This window comes from Paraburkholderia denitrificans (genome assembly GCF_042655705.1).
GTDB lineage: Bacteria > Pseudomonadota > Gammaproteobacteria > Burkholderiales > Burkholderiaceae > Paraburkholderia > Paraburkholderia denitrificans.
In genome coordinates this window covers 73,042-86,700 of sequence record NZ_JBHSMP010000029.1, presented here as the reverse complement: position 1 = coordinate 86,700, position 13,659 = coordinate 73,042, and the positions used below count along the sequence as shown (strand labels likewise).

Sequence of the window (13,659 nt, the reverse complement as noted above, 5' to 3'; positions counted from 1 at the left end):
CCACACGCGCCGCGGCACACTCACGGCCATGTGGTTGAGGGCAGACGTCCAATAACCCTTAACGACTGCAGTCTGATACGGTCGGCCGTAGCCAACCCGTAGCGGTCCTTCAAGTCGCCCGAAAGCGGTCGTTCTGCGTGAAGATCGAGGCCTACCCTAATTGCGACCCTCGGGGTACAGTGCCTATCGTGTTCAGGCGAAGGGGGTAAAAAGAATTGCGCGACCGCACGCCAATGTCCGCTCGGGTTGCCGAGGGATTCTTCAGCGGCTTGGCGAAGGGAACAATGGTAGTTGCGGTTGTAGCAGCCGTAGTGCCAGACGTCCTCGGCGGCGAGTTGCCATTTTACGATCTACCGACCACGCGAAAGCAGTGGGGCTATCTTCTGCTCGTAATTCTGATCGCCATTGTTGGCTTCATCTCCTTCGTCGGATTGAAGCATCGTTCCGAATACAACATGGTTGCGGCACGGACTGAGCACGAGCTAGTACACACGGCCGGTCGCATTACGCGCGTATCGGATCACATTCCGCACGTAGAAATTCGTTTTGACGATGGCCGCGTTGCACTTGCTACATTCGTTACCTTCCCGATTTATGAAGGAAAGTCGCTTTACGTGCGCGACACCGGTCCGTTCGACAGCAGCATGCTGCCACGCCTAATCACGTGCACGAAGACAACCCTCGAGTTGCTTCCGAATCCGGGTTCTCTAATGAGTTATTGGATTTATGCCGTTACGTGCGATGGGGTGGTCTTGCTTAGCTATTCCGACACAATGAACTACCTGCATGCTCAAAAACGACGAGTTGGTCAATGACGTGCGTTCGGCAAGCGTATGACCCAGTGTTGGTGGATCGTCGTAAGCATGATTGGTCGGACGTAAGTACAAGGTAGACAGCCATTTCGACTGACCGAAACTGGCTGTGGATTCAACCGGTTGATCCCTCGGATTGATCAACCAGGGGGGCGATAATAAACAAATAAGAAGGCAGCTGGAGGACGCATAAGCCGCGCGAAAATCAGATCGAAATCCACGCAGCCACAACCCTCACTTCACCTTAGCCTTCAAGGCAGCATCGACCAGGCCGTCGAGCCAATCCTGATGACCGTTGATCATGGGATTGGGGTGCGCAGCACGCAAATCCCGTGCTGGCTTACCCCGTTGCGTTTCCTGTGTAAGTACACGCACGCGGCCGCCATCGAGATCCTCGACCAGCCACGCATGATGCACGTCCAGGCGCGTATCGCCCCCCTCCTCGCCAGCCCAGCCGTGCCACGCCACGCGCCCCGGTCGACCATCAGCCGGCGGCACATATTCGTTGCAGCGCGCCTCAACCGGAAAGCCGAAAGTCTCGAAGTAGAACCGTGCACCGTCTTCCAATGCCGGACCTTTACCGCCGTAGAAGCGGACATGCGCGGCATTCCGGTAATAGGTTGGCCAGCACGACGGCGTACTCAACAGCGGCCAGACGTCGGCCGCGCAGAGACCCGCAACGATAACCTCGTTGGAAGCGAAATTGTCGGTCAAGCCCGGCACATAGCCTTCGGGCCAGAGGATGGCGTTCATTTGCATGTTGCGGCTCCGTGATGGACGGATTTCATGATGGCTATTATTCTGAAATCAATCCAATCGTGGATTTGTATCTCTGCCATCATGAAAGCTGATATCAGAACGCTGGACCTGAATCTCCTCAAGGCATTGGACGCCCTGCTCGACGAGCGTAACGTCACGCGTGCCGCGCAACGGCTTGCACTGACGCAGCCAGCGGTCAGCGGCATGCTCACGCGCCTGCGTGAGCGTTTTGATGATCCGTTATTCGTCCGTACGCAGCGCGGCATTATCCCCACGGAGCGGGCGCTCGCACTGGCGGGGCCCGTCAAGCAGATCCTCAGTGAAGTCGAAAATCTGCTGCGTCCACAGGTCTTCGAACCAGCCACCGCGGACATGGTGTTGACCCTGGCGGCGACCGACTATGCACTGCAGGCGGTCGTAGTGCCGTTTCTCTCTCTGTTGCGACGCGAGGCACCCGGTATCCGCGTGGCCGTGCTCCCCGTGCAGGACAAATGGTTGCATGCACAACTGGAGCGCGGCGAGATCGACCTCGCGCTCGTCACACCGGACGACGCTCCAGCAGATCTGCACGCGAGACGTCTTTTTGACGAGCACTATGTTTGCGTTACGCGCGCCAACCACCCTGCGATTCGACGCGGCAAGCTCACGCTCGATCGCTTCTGCGCGCTCGATCACGCGCTCGTGTCATATACAGGCGGCAGCTTCCAGGGCGTCACCGACGATGCGCTGGCCAGACTCGGGCGCACGCGCCGCGTTGCGCTATCGGTGACGAGTTTTCTCGTGCTGCCCGAGATCTTGCGTCAAAGCGATCTGATCGCCGTTGTGCCGAGCCGACTGGTTGCCCATGCCGATGGCCTCGCGCAAATCGCGCCGCCATTGGACATACCCGGCTTCAAAAAATCCATGGCATGGCACGAGCGCACACATCATGATGCGGCGCATCGGTGGGCGCGAGAAGCGTTGTTCAGGACGTCCGCCACGCAATGAATTAACTGGGCCTGATACGTCACTGCTGTATGTGAAAGATTTCTGACTGGCCTCCGCGATAAGGCCACGCCGTGGTGGAGTCAATCGAGCTATGAGCGGCGCGTGGTGAACCTGAGTGGACGAGCAACAAATGCTGCATCGCGCGCGGCCAGACTTCATGGGCGAGCGCGGATCCGCCAACTGAAGGATCTGCGTTTTCGTCGGGAAACCTTGCAATTGCATTAAATAGTTTTCGTCGAACTCGTGCCTATCAGTACTGCAAATTTACCAATTTTATTTTCTTGATTGACATCAATATATTCAAATAACAGATTGTTGGTGGATGAGCCGATGCTCTACCCTTCCGTCCGCTCTCACAACCACCAAAACAAGCAGATTTACCCTTCATGAATTCCACCCCGCTCGTATTTTTCCCGACGCAACCGAAGCCGCAGGCCGACGACCGGCCGCCGATTGTTGGCAGCCGCGTGGAACTGCAATTGCTGACGACGCTGCACTGCAACCTCAAATGTACGTATTGCTCCATTTCCGAGGGTGGCGTGCTGGAATCGCAGGGCAATGTGACCTATTCGATGGAAGCGCTGGACAATTTCATCCAGAAGCATCTGGATGGGTACGACGTCTATGTCACCTTTTACGGCGGCGAACCGACCTTGAACAAGGCGTTCATGCAGGAAGTCATGACGCGTTATCCGAATTTTCGCTTCCAGCTCCAGTCCAACGGCACCCTGCTCGACAAGCTGCCTGACAATATGCTGGCGAAGCTGTCGAACATCCTCGTCTCGATCGACGGCGGCGAACAAACGACCGATGGTTATCGCGGCCGGGGCATTTACCGCCAGGTACAGAAAAATCTCAGGGAAACCCGCGACCGCATCGGCGGCACGGTGACCGCTCGTATGACGTGGAGCAACGACGCGATCACGTTCGAGGAAATCGACGCACTGGCTGAGGCCTTTGACTATGTGTATTTCCAGTTTGTGGCTGGCGAAGCTTATACCGCGCAAGCCGTCGAAGGCCGCAAGGCCGTTCTGTCGAAGCTGATCGAGCGCTTCTTTGCTTCCACCGAACACGTCTATCCGATCATCCCGCTCATGGGTGCGGTCCGGAACAAGGTCATGCCCAAACGCGCGGCGGAACTGTATGACGGCAAAACCCAATGCCGCGTATCGACGCACATCCTGAACGTGATGCCGGACGGCAAAATCTATCCCTGCCCCGACATGATGCACCTGCCGGAAATGCTGCAGGGCGATCTGAATGGAAACTGGCTCCGGCCGAGTCCGTTGCAGCCGCATCCGAATATGCCCTGTAGCAGTTGCGAAGCCTTTTCCTGGTGCCGCGGCAACTGCATGAAGAATCTTTACATGGCATACGTCAAAGGCGACGAGCGCTACCGCAAGAATGTGACCGACCCGATCTGCGAGCTGGTGCGCTTCATGGGCCAGGAAATCGACAGACACCGTCCGGCGGAATGGTTTGCCGCCTTGCCGCTCGCCGCGCGCAAGCAGATTACCGACTGCGAAGTGTATGAGTATGTCGAAATCATGCCCTGAACACGTCACCCGGTTTGCCGGGTGAGTAACGTACCCGCTTCAGGGTAATAGCGATATCCGCACCGTGCAAGAGTGCCCGGCCGCAGCGATCCCAGTACGGCGATGAATTACGCGCACGTGCTGAAGATCGCTACCGGCAAGGCTGCCGGCCCGCGGGACAGGCCAGTCACTAACCGACTATCGCGCCGTGCCGTCTTCCCTGCTCCGCGACACTCGGTGTGGTCGGCGGAAAACGCAGGCTCACCACCAGCCCTCGATCGTTTTCTCCGCTCCCGAGCGAGACGATGGCTCGATGCTGTTCGGCGATGCGCCTGACAATCGACAGGCCCAGTCCACTACCCGACGCTGCGTGACCACTACCGCGATAAAAACGCTCCCAAACAAGCTCCCGGTCTTCCTCGGGAATACCGGGACCGGTATCGGATACCTTGAGCGTCGCGCAGCCATCTTCGCGATTCACGAGGACGTCAACGCGTGCTTGCAGGCCTGCATAGCGAATTGCATTGTCGACCAGGTTGTTGAGCAAGATGCGAAGACTGTCGGCATTGCCCCTTGTCTTCACGACACCCGACGCAACCAATCCCAGATCGATCTGGTTCATCTCCGCGTACCGCACGCGGTCGCTGATCACGCCCCGCGCGAGTGCGGTCAGATCGACCTCGCTGAAGTCGGGCGTAGGCGATTCGGGCGAAAGTCTGGCAAGCGTCAGCAATTGCTCTGCGAGATGGGCAAGGCGCGCGGTGCCTGTGCGAATCTGCGCGGTGATTGCGTCGCGCTCCGTGGCGCTCGCGGCCCGTGGCAGCAGGTCAGCCTGAAGCGTCAGTCCCATGATGGGCGTACGAAGCTCATGCGCAGCATCGGCGATGAATTGACGTTGGGCCGTAAACGCATGATCGAGACGCCACAGCAGATCGTTGATTGCATCAACCAGTGGTATGACTTCCCCCGGCATGGCCGCCGTGCCGATCGCATGCATGTTGTTCGCATCGCGTCGCTTCAGGTTGGCGGCGATCTTTCGCAATGGCCGCAAGCCGTAACCGATACCAAACCACAAAAACAGCGCAAGCACGGGCACCAGCGATAGCACGGGCCAGAGCAGATGCATCGCAATCTCTGCCACCGCCTCCCAGCGCGCCCGTCGCGCCTGGGCAACCCGTACGATCACGTCGCCATTACGGGTGGCATAGGAATGCCACAGTTGGCCATTGACCGAGAGATCGGCGAACCCGGCGCCAGTTGGCGGCGGCAGGGGCGAATCGCGGTCGCTGCTGAACACGGCCGTCGATCCACGCCAGACCTGAAGCAGCACTGCGTGCGATTGCTGTCCGGATAGCCGGTCCTCGTTGGCGCCCTGCATGCCTCTCAATGAGAGTCGTCCATCGGGTTCGACCACGACGTGCTGCGCAATGCCCTTGAGCTGGTCGTCGAGTAGCTCGTCCAGTTCCCCGAGCGCGCCCCAGTAGGTCGCTGCGCTGGCAAGCAATCCCGCGAGCAGCGCGGCGGGCAGCAGCCAGATCAGCAGACGCCGACGCAGAGATATCACGCAATCTCTCCCATCTTGTAGCCCACGCCGCGTACATTACGAATCGCCCCTGTGCCCAGCTTGCGGCGCAGATTATGGATATGTACCTGGATCGTGTTGCTCTCGACTTCTTCGTTCCAGCCGTAAAGGCGCTCTTCAAGCTGCTCACGGGAAACGATTGTATTCGGATCCTGCATCAGCTCCTGCAACAGCGCGAACTCACGGGTAGTGAGGAATATCTCCTCGTCGCGCACCCAGACCCGATGCTGGGCCGGATCAAGCCGAAGCGATCCAGCCTGTAATGCCGTTTGTGCGCGACCTGCCTGCCGTCGATTCACAACACGCATGCGAGCAAGCAATTCATCGAGAGCAAATGGCTTGACGAGATAATCGTCGGCGCCTCCATCGAGACCGGCCACGCGATCAGGAACGGCATCGCGGGCGGTGATGATAATGACTGGCGTATCGTCGTTTCGCTCGCGCAATCGCGTGAGCAAGGTGAGCCCATCCTGTTTTGGCAGGCCAAGGTCGAGCAGGACGAGCCCGTACGATGTCGTACGCAAGGCGAGGGACGCCGCGTCGCCGTCATGAACCCAATCCACAGCGAAGCCCTCGCCCTGCAGCCCCTGCTGCAGACCACTTCCAATCAACTCATCGTCTTCTACCAGAAGTATCCGCATACACTCGTTCTAATATCGGTACCTCAGCGATGACGGTACTCTTCATTCCACGCGCGACGCGAAACGCGGTCGCCAGTTTGCGACGTGCCGATCGCAGCGCCACCGTAGCTAGTCGCACCAGGATTGGACGCAGTGGCCTGTTGCGCGGCCATGCGCGACTCGGCGGCCTGAATATCCGCAGGATACTGGTTCTTGCTCGACTTGTAACCGGCATCTTTCATTTGTATCAATTGTTGTTCGACCTGCGCGCGGGTTAATGGACCGTTTGTCGATTGAGCGAACGACACGGCTGGTGCGGCGATAGCAAGCGCAAGAGCAAGCGTCTTGATGATCGTGTTCATGAGAAATACCTCCGTGTTTAAGCCCTTCTGGGCGTACTGGAATGCTGGCTCCCAGTGATCACAGTTTGATGCCGCAGAATTAAGCCACGGTTAACGCCCCGCTCATCCCAGGCGTCGGGCGCAATCTCTCAATGACCTGACGAACGTGCCATAAGGGTGACCGATCACCGTTTATCGTATCCACGATGTGGCGAGGGCCTGCGTCCGATAGCGAGTAATGATTCCACTGTTCGCCGTTTCTATTATATTTTTTAAATTTCCTGGTTGTACTTTGAGAATCTGAAATCGACAGCGGTCATAAGCCAACCTTAAGCCAAATAGCCGTACCTTGGTCACCAAATCCATTTGTGGAGCGCCGGAGCTTTCGCGCCGAAAGCATCAGGTCCGCCGTGTTGCGTCAACGGCAATCGCATCAACCGGCGTCGCGCCTGCGGCGGTAGCTCGGACACACGGAATTATCGTAGTCAAATGGGAGGGCGATCATGCTGACGAGGAACGTGTTTCAAACACTTTTGACTGTCTGTCTCTTCGCGGCGTCAGCAGGTGCACTTGCTGCCGAACCTGCCGCGGTGAAGGTCCGCCTTTCAGATGGAGCAAGCGCTGGCATGTCGTTGACGTTGGTGCCGTCCACCGTACCAGCCGGACCGGTCGAGTTCACAATCCTGAATGAATCGCGCACGATGAAGCACGAATTCATGATTTTGCCGTGGTCCGAAGCCGGCGCCGCGCTGCCGTATGATCAAAAGACGCAGCAGGTCAACGAAGCACGCCTGCGAGCACTGCAAGGCGTTGAGGACCTCAATCCCCGGGAGACGGTAACTGCACGGCTCATGCTCAAACCAGGCCGCTATATCGCGTTCTGTAATGAACCAGGACACTTTCGCGACGCCATGCACGCCACATTTATTGTCAGCCCGACCAAATGACTGGTTTTGACAAAAGCCAATCATTTCGCGCGCGCCTGAATTCGACCGGATTGACGCCTCCTGAGCGCCCAGGGGCAGACGGACGCCTTTCAGCCGGACACAGACTCCATTATTCGCACACCGCCCCCAACGCGTTGCGCCTCTGTTGCCTGCAGGGTGCGCTATCGTAGGGAATGTCGTTTCTCGCCCGGTATGGCGCAGTGCGACATTTCAACGGAGGTGCGTCCATGCAGTTGCGTTGGGTGACCGGAAATCGCCGCCAGCCCTTCCGTTTTGGGGCGAGGCGTTGAGTCGCTCGCCAGCCCGAGCGGATACCACCGGCGTGCAGGAAAGGCGCTATCTGCGCCGCGTTCCCGGCATCGCGGTGCTCCTCGGATACCGGCCTCGCTGGCTGATCAAGGACATCGTTGCCGGTATCGTCCTGATGGCCATCGTGGTGCCTGCCGGCATGGGCTACGCGGAGGCTGCACACCTGCCGCCAATCAGCGGCCTCTATGCAACGATCGCGGCCATGATCGCATACGCGCTGTTCGGGCCGAGCCGCCTGCTCGTTCTCGGGCCCGATTCGGGCCTCGCTGCGCTGATCGCGTCGATTGTCGTTCCGCTCGCCGCCGCACATCCTGAACGTCTGATGGCGCTCGCCGGCATGCTCGCGATACTGTCCGGCGCGTTCTGCGTCGTCGTTGGGCTGTTCCATCTCGGCTTCGTCACGGACCTGCTCTCGAAGCCGATTCGTGACGGCTACATCAACGGCGTCGCCCTCACGATCGTGATTGGCCAGACACCGAAACTGCTGGGCTTCGACGTCGGCGGCAGCAGTCTCGTGGAGGGCGTGGCCGGCCTCGTACGCGGCGTCGCCAGCGGCGCAGTCAACGGCGTGACCTGCATGCTCGGCTTCGGCTGTCTCTTCATCATCTTCGCGTGCAAGCTGTGGTTGCCGCGCGTGCCGGGCATTTTTATCGCTGTTGTGGGCGCAACGGCCGTTGTCGAGTGGTTCGACCTTGCGTGGCGCGCGCATGTGGCTGTCGTCAGCAGCTTGCCGCAAGGGCTGCCGCCGCCCGCGCTGCCGCTCGTGCCGCTCGACGACATCATTGCCCTGTTGCCGGGTGCGGCCGCCGTGGCACTGATCTCACTGACCGACATCAGCGTGCTCTCGCGCGTCTTCGCGACCCGCGACAGCGGCAGGAATGTCGATCGCGATCAGGAGTTGGTCGCCCTCGGCGCGGCCAACATCGTTTGCGGCCTGCTGCAGGGCTTCCCGGTGACCAGCAGCGCATCACGTACGCCCGTTGCGGAATCGTCCGGCGCGAAGACGCAACTGACGGGCGTTGTAGCCGCATTGTGTGTGTGCGCGTTGCTGTTGTTCGCGCCGAAGCTGGTTCGCTCGTTGCCGACCGCCGCGCTCGGAGCCGTGGTCGTGGCAGCCGGAATCGGGCTGTTCGAGGTGCGAAGCGTAGTCGGCCTGTTGCGTCTGCGCCCGAGCGAGTTCGTCCAGTCGGCTGTTTGCTTCGTGGGCGTCGCGCTGGTCGGCGTAGTGCATGGCATCTTCTTTGCGGTTGCCCTCGCGCTGCTTGCGTTCGTGTGGCGTGCGTGGCGCCCATACGATGCCGTGCTGGGGCGCGTTGACGGACGCAAGGGCTATCACGACATCGTGCGCCATCCGCAGGCTCGCTGCGTCCCCGGGCTTCTCCTGTACCGCTGGGACGCACCGCTCTTTTTCGCAAACGCGGAAATATTTCGTGATCGCGTTTTACAGGCCATCTCGAACGCCAGTACACCGACGCGCTGGCTCGTCCTCGCGGCCGAGCCGGTCACAGACATCGACGTCACCGCGGCCAGCGTCCTGACCGATCTCCACCAACTCCTCCGCAAGCGCGGGATCGACCTGAACTTCGCGGAAATGAAGGGCCCGGTCAAGGATCTGTTATCCCGCTATCAATTGTTCGACAAGATCGGTGCGGCCCATTTCTTCCCGACCGTGGGTGCCGCGGTGGCGGCGTACGTTGATGAATACGACGTCGAGTGGCGCGACTGGGAAGACTGACGTTGTGTGAGCAACGTTGTCGTCGGCGACCCTACCGGGCGCTTGCCAGCGCGTTGGGTGCAGACGCGTTACCTGCCGACGCGCGCCTGCAGATGTGCAGGGTATCGCTCGCCTTGCACGGGGATGTTCGAAAGCTGCGCATCGATGTCGCCCAGATTGCCGGGCGTTAGCTCGATCGCGGCACCGCCGATGTTTTCCCTCAATCGATGCAGCTTTGTCGTGCCCGGAATCGGCACTAGCCACGGCTTTTGTGCGAGCAGCCACGCGAGCGCGACCTGCGCCGGCGTCGCATTCAGACTCGCGGCGATCTGCTTGAGCACGTCGACGAGCGCCTGATTGGCCTTGCGGTTGTCTTCGGAGAAGCGCGGCACGACATTGCGGAAGTCGGTTTTATCGAAGCTCGTGTTTGCGTTAATCGCGCCAGTCAGGAAGCCCTTGCCGAGCGGGCTAAAGGGCACAAAACCGATGCCGAGTTCTTCGAGCAGGGGCAGGATTTCTTTTTCCGGTTCGCGCCACCACAGCGAATATTCGCTTTGCAGCGCCGCGACCGGCTGCACGGCATGCGCACGGCGGATCGACTCGACGCCCGCTTCCGACATGCCGAAATGCCTGACCTTGCCCTGTTGAATCAGGTCTTTGACCGCGCCGGCGACATCCTCCATCGGCACATCCGGATCGACCCGATGCTGATAGAGCAGATCGATGCGATCCGTGCGCAGCCGTTTGAGCGCCGCGTCCGTCACCGCGCGGATATTGTCCGGCCTGCTGTTGACACCCTTCTGAACGTCACCGCCTTCGAAGCCGAACTTGGTTGCGATCACAACCTGGTCGCGAAACGGCTCCAGCGCCTCGCCGAGCAGTGTTTCATTCGCGCCCTGCGCATAGGCTTCGGCGGTGTCGAAAAAGGTCACGCCCTGATCGAAGGCGGAGCGAATGAGTTCGATTGCGTCGGCCTTCTCCGTTGCAGGCCCATAGCCATAGCTGAGCCCCATGCAGCCGAGACCGACCGCGGAGACTTCAAGTCCGCTCTTTCCAAGCATACGTTTGTACATTTCCCGGCTCCTTAGCTTGCGGTGACACCCGCTTGATACTGCTCGTCCGTAACCTTCTCCATCCATTCGACCGGACTGCCGTTCTGGCTTTCAGCAATGGCGATATGCGTCATCGCCGTGGTGGCGGTCGCGCCGTGCCAGTGCTTTTCCCCAGGGGCGATCCAGACGATGTCGCCTGACCGGATTTCCTCGACCGGTCCGCCATCGCGCTGGACCCAGCCGCAGCCTGCGGTCACCAAAAGCGTCTGACCGAACGGATGCGTATGCCACGCGGTCCGCGCACCCGGTTCGAATGTCACGGTTGCGCCGCCAATGCGGGCAGGCTGCTCGCCTGCGAATGGCGCGTCGATCCTTACCGTTCCGGTGAAATAGTCGGCCGGTCCAGTCACAGACGACTGAGAACCGCATCGGGTGATCTGCATGAGTGCTCCTTGCAATAGTTGCTGCGACGTTCAATGTAGCAACGTGGCTTCTTGCGATAAAGAGCTAAAATCCGCATAAAGCTAGAAGGTGGGCTTATAAATGGCGCGCTCCGATCTCTCCGATATCTCCGCATTTCTGTCCGTCGCACGCGAGGGCAGCTTTACCAGGGCAGCCGCGAAACTCGGCGTTTCACAGTCTGCGCTGAGCCAGACCGTGCGTAACCTGGAAGCGCGGCTCGGACTTCGCCTTTTGACGCGGACAACGCGCAATATCGCACCAACGGAAGCGGGCGAACGGCTGATACAGTCGGTCGGCCCCCGGCTTGACGAGATCGAGGCGGAGTTAAATGCGCTCACCGCCTTGCGGGATACACCGGCGGGCACTGTGCGCATTGCCGCCGGAGAACACGCGACAGAACTGCTTTTGTGGCCGGTTATTGAAAAGCTTCTGCCCGACTATCCGGACATAACGATTGAAATCATCATCGACAACGGACTCACGGACATTGTCGAACAACGGCTGGATGCAGGCGTGCGGCTCGGAGAGCAGGTTGCGAGAGACATGGTTGCCGTTCGGATCAGCCCCGACGTGCGCATGGCCGTCGTTGGCACGCCAGGTTATTTCGCCACGCATCCCAAGCCGAAGACACCGCGAGATTTGACGGCGCATAACTGCATCAATATCCGGCTGCCAACGGCCGGTGGCATTTACGCGTGGGAGTTCAAGAAGGGTGAGCGCGAGTTGAACGTGCGCGTCGAAGGGCAACTTGTCTTCAATAGCGCGACGATGGCGACGAAAGCCGCGCTTGCTGGCGTCGGTCTCGCCTACGTTCCCGAACAACGGGTCTTGTCGCAGCTCGAAAGCGGGCAGCTAGTGCGGGTGCTGTCCGACTGGTGCGCGCCGTTTCCCGGGTTTCACCTGTATTACCCGAGCCGCCGCCAGCCGACGCCAGCGTTCGTTGTCGTCGCTAACGCACTGCGTCGAGGGATCTAGGTTCAGCGGCCATTCGGCCCCGAAGTTGGCACGGATCCTGATTCAGTGCGCCATTACCCGCCAGCCTGTTGCAGGGCTGCCGTTACTCATCTCCATGAATCACGGTTGGCGTTTGCCCCGGCCACCAGCGGGTTTGCCAGCCGGCTTACGTGAGCCCGCAACTGGCTTGCTAGCGGGTTTGCTGCGTGGCTTTTGCACGCTGAATGGATTAGCGCTGGACGGGCCCGTTCCTATACCCTTGGCCGCAGCGCGCTGCGCAGCAGGTTTGCGTTTGTTTTCGCCACCTTGCAGGCTTTTACCGGGCACCTGCGTCGCACCCGATGCAGCTTGCGGCACTTTGGGCTTCTTGGGCTTTTTCGGTTTCTTGATGATCTCGCCCGTCGCGCTGGTTTGCGGCACGCGGTGTTCCGCTTCAAAACCCGGCTCTTCTTCACGGCGCAGCGTTTGCCGGATCAGCGCTTCAATCGCGGCCAGTTGCGGTGCTTCATCGGCACACACAAGTGACACCGCCACGCCGCTCGCGCCCGCGCGGCCGGTACGGCCAATGCGGTGCACATAGTCTTGCGCCACGATCGGCAGATCGACGTTGATCACCAGCGGCAGATCGTCGATATCCAGCCCGCGCGCAGCCACATCGGTGGCGACCAGCATATTCACTTCGCCGGTCTTGAAGCGCTCCAGCGCACGCAGGCGCGCGGGTTGCGGTTTGTCGCCGTGGATAGTGTCGACCGCATAGCCCGCTTCATCCAGCATGCCCGCCAGGTATTCCACGCCATTGCGGGTTTTGACGAATACCAGCGCGTGCTCCCACTTGTTCTCAGCCACAAGGTGCATGAAAAGGTCCGGCTTGTTCCTTTTATCCACCGTCACCACCCACTGCTTGATCTTGCTGGCCGTGGCATTGGGCGGGCTGACGCTGATATTGACCGGGCCGCGCAGAATGTTCGCCGCCATGGCGCGGATATCGTCGGTAAACGTGGCCGAGAACAGCAGCGTCTGGCGCTGAGCGGGCAAAGCGTCAAAGACGGCGTTGAGTTCGCGTGCAAAGCCCAGATCCAGCATGCGATCGGCTTCATCGAGCACCAGCGTTTGCACCTGATCGAACTGCACTGCGTTCTGGCGATTGAGATCCAGTAAGCGGCCCGGCGTGGCAACGAGCACATCCACGCCTTTGCGCAACTTCATCATCTGCGGGTTGATACTCACACCGCCGTAGGCAGCCAGAAATCGCAAGTCGAGGCCTTTGCCGTAAGCGATAAAGCTCTGTAGCACTTGTTCGGCCAGTTCACGCGTGGGCACCAGCACCAGAACACGCACGCGGTTGCTGGACACCGCCGGGCCGTGTTGTACCAGCCGTTGCAACAGCGGCAGCGCAAAACCAGCCGTTTTGCCCGTACCGGTTTGCGCCGCAGCCATGACGTCCTTGCCACTGAGCACAGCAGGAATCGCCTTGACCTGCACCGGCGTAGGTGTCTGGTAATTGAGCTCCTGCACATTGCGCTGCAACGGATCGATCAGGCCAAGCGAGGCAAAAGACATGGACATTTTCCGGGCTAAAACCGCA

The 13,659-nt window shown here is 59.9% G+C and carries 13 protein-coding genes; 6 read left to right on the top strand and 7 right to left on the bottom strand.

Translation table 11 applies throughout. The features are described from left to right. Positions 1-311: 311 nt before the first annotated feature. Positions 312-815 carry a hypothetical protein gene (locus ACFPTO_RS20450; protein ID WP_377714201.1) on the top strand — a complete coding sequence of 168 codons (504 nt, stop codon included), beginning with the start codon at positions 312-314 and terminating at the stop codon, positions 813-815. Between the two features lie 231 nt (positions 816-1,046). On the opposite strand, the gene ACFPTO_RS20445 is transcribed toward ACFPTO_RS20450, so the two are convergent. After that, positions 1,047-1,565: an SRPBCC family protein gene (locus tag ACFPTO_RS20445; protein ID WP_377714200.1), complete on the bottom strand. Its 519-nt coding sequence runs from the start codon at positions 1,563-1,565 to the stop codon at positions 1,047-1,049. A gap of 87 nt (positions 1,566-1,652) precedes the next feature. On the opposite strand from ACFPTO_RS20445, the gene ACFPTO_RS20440 reads away from it, so the two are divergent. Next, a complete protein-coding gene (locus ACFPTO_RS20440) occupies positions 1,653-2,558 on the top strand; it encodes a LysR family transcriptional regulator (RefSeq protein ID WP_377714207.1) in 906 nt (301 codons plus the stop codon). 467 nt (positions 2,559-3,025) lie between these two features. Continuing rightward, complete coding sequence (locus ACFPTO_RS20435) at positions 3,026-4,114, top strand: radical SAM protein (protein ID WP_377714198.1); 1,089 nt, start codon at positions 3,026-3,028, stop codon at positions 4,112-4,114. Positions 4,115-4,283: 169 nt separating this feature from the next. Here ACFPTO_RS20435 and ACFPTO_RS20430 read toward each other — a convergent pair whose 3' ends face one another. From ACFPTO_RS20430 to ACFPTO_RS20420, 3 genes are read right to left on the bottom strand one after another with little or no spacing between them, the layout of a single operon-like run. Continuing rightward, the gene (locus ACFPTO_RS20430; RefSeq protein WP_377714196.1) at positions 4,284-5,657 is read right to left on the bottom strand and encodes a sensor histidine kinase; all 1,374 of its coding nucleotides are present in this window, start codon (positions 5,655-5,657) and stop codon (positions 4,284-4,286) included. After that, positions 5,654-6,316 (bottom strand): response regulator, encoded by a 663-nt coding sequence (locus tag ACFPTO_RS20425; RefSeq protein ID WP_377714194.1) that lies wholly within the window; start codon positions 6,314-6,316, stop codon positions 5,654-5,656. The genes ACFPTO_RS20430 and ACFPTO_RS20425 overlap by 4 nt, the downstream gene beginning before the upstream one ends. Positions 6,317-6,339: 23 nt before the next feature. Next, positions 6,340-6,657: a DUF4148 domain-containing protein gene (locus tag ACFPTO_RS20420; protein WP_377714192.1), complete on the bottom strand. Its 318-nt coding sequence runs from the start codon at positions 6,655-6,657 to the stop codon at positions 6,340-6,342. A gap of 482 nt (positions 6,658-7,139) precedes the next feature. Between ACFPTO_RS20420 and ACFPTO_RS20415 the strand changes: the two genes are divergently transcribed. Together ACFPTO_RS20415 and ACFPTO_RS20410 are read left to right on the top strand one after the other, a co-directional pair. Beyond that, positions 7,140-7,583, top strand: coding sequence for a hypothetical protein (locus tag ACFPTO_RS20415; RefSeq protein WP_377714190.1), 444 nt, complete (start codon positions 7,140-7,142; stop codon positions 7,581-7,583). A gap of 322 nt (positions 7,584-7,905) precedes the next feature. Beyond that, entirely contained in the window at positions 7,906-9,627 is a 1,722-nt protein-coding gene (locus ACFPTO_RS20410; RefSeq protein WP_377714188.1) for a SulP family inorganic anion transporter, read from the top strand. A 68-nt stretch (positions 9,628-9,695) separates the two neighbouring features. Here ACFPTO_RS20410 and ACFPTO_RS20405 read toward each other — a convergent pair whose 3' ends face one another. Both ACFPTO_RS20405 and ACFPTO_RS20400 read right to left on the bottom strand, forming a co-directional pair. After that, positions 9,696-10,679, bottom strand: coding sequence for an aldo/keto reductase (locus ACFPTO_RS20405; RefSeq protein ID WP_377714186.1), 984 nt, complete (start codon positions 10,677-10,679; stop codon positions 9,696-9,698). Positions 10,680-10,690: 11 nt separating this feature from the next. Further along, positions 10,691-11,101, bottom strand: coding sequence for a (R)-mandelonitrile lyase (locus ACFPTO_RS20400; protein WP_377714184.1), 411 nt, complete (start codon positions 11,099-11,101; stop codon positions 10,691-10,693). A 100-nt stretch (positions 11,102-11,201) separates the two neighbouring features. Here ACFPTO_RS20400 and ACFPTO_RS20395 point away from each other — a divergent pair, with 100 nt between their 5' ends. Then, on the top strand, positions 11,202-12,095 hold the full coding sequence (locus ACFPTO_RS20395; protein WP_377714182.1) for a LysR family transcriptional regulator: 894 nt from the start codon (positions 11,202-11,204) through the stop codon (positions 12,093-12,095). A 99-nt stretch (positions 12,096-12,194) separates the two neighbouring features. Here the strand turns inward: ACFPTO_RS20395 and ACFPTO_RS20390 are convergent, their stop codons facing one another. Further along, complete coding sequence (locus ACFPTO_RS20390; RefSeq protein WP_377714180.1) at positions 12,195-13,634, bottom strand: DEAD/DEAH box helicase; 1,440 nt, start codon at positions 13,632-13,634, stop codon at positions 12,195-12,197. Between the last annotated feature and the right edge of the window lie 25 nt (positions 13,635-13,659).

Bases quoted from the DNA above. Each gene is read 5' to 3' on its own strand.
- ACFPTO_RS20445 (WP_377714200.1), bottom strand. From the start codon at position 1,565: ATGAACGCCATCCTCTGGCCCGAAGGCTATGTGCCGGGCTTGACCGAC.
- ACFPTO_RS20440 (WP_377714207.1), top strand. From the start codon at position 1,653: ATGAAAGCTGATATCAGAACGCTGGACCTGAATCTCCTCAAGGCATTG.
- ACFPTO_RS20425 (WP_377714194.1), bottom strand. From the start codon at position 6,316: ATGCGGATACTTCTGGTAGAAGACGATGAGTTGATTGGAAGTGGTCTG.
- ACFPTO_RS20420 (WP_377714192.1), bottom strand. From the start codon at position 6,657: ATGAACACGATCATCAAGACGCTTGCTCTTGCGCTTGCTATCGCCGCA.
- ACFPTO_RS20415 (WP_377714190.1), top strand. From the start codon at position 7,140: ATGCTGACGAGGAACGTGTTTCAAACACTTTTGACTGTCTGTCTCTTC.
- ACFPTO_RS20405 (WP_377714186.1), bottom strand. From the start codon at position 10,679: ATGTACAAACGTATGCTTGGAAAGAGCGGACTTGAAGTCTCCGCGGTC.
- ACFPTO_RS20400 (WP_377714184.1), bottom strand. From the start codon at position 11,101: ATGCAGATCACCCGATGCGGTTCTCAGTCGTCTGTGACTGGACCGGCC.
- ACFPTO_RS20395 (WP_377714182.1), top strand. From the start codon at position 11,202: ATGGCGCGCTCCGATCTCTCCGATATCTCCGCATTTCTGTCCGTCGCA.
- ACFPTO_RS20390 (WP_377714180.1), bottom strand. From the start codon at position 13,634: ATGTCTTTTGCCTCGCTTGGCCTGATCGATCCGTTGCAGCGCAATGTG.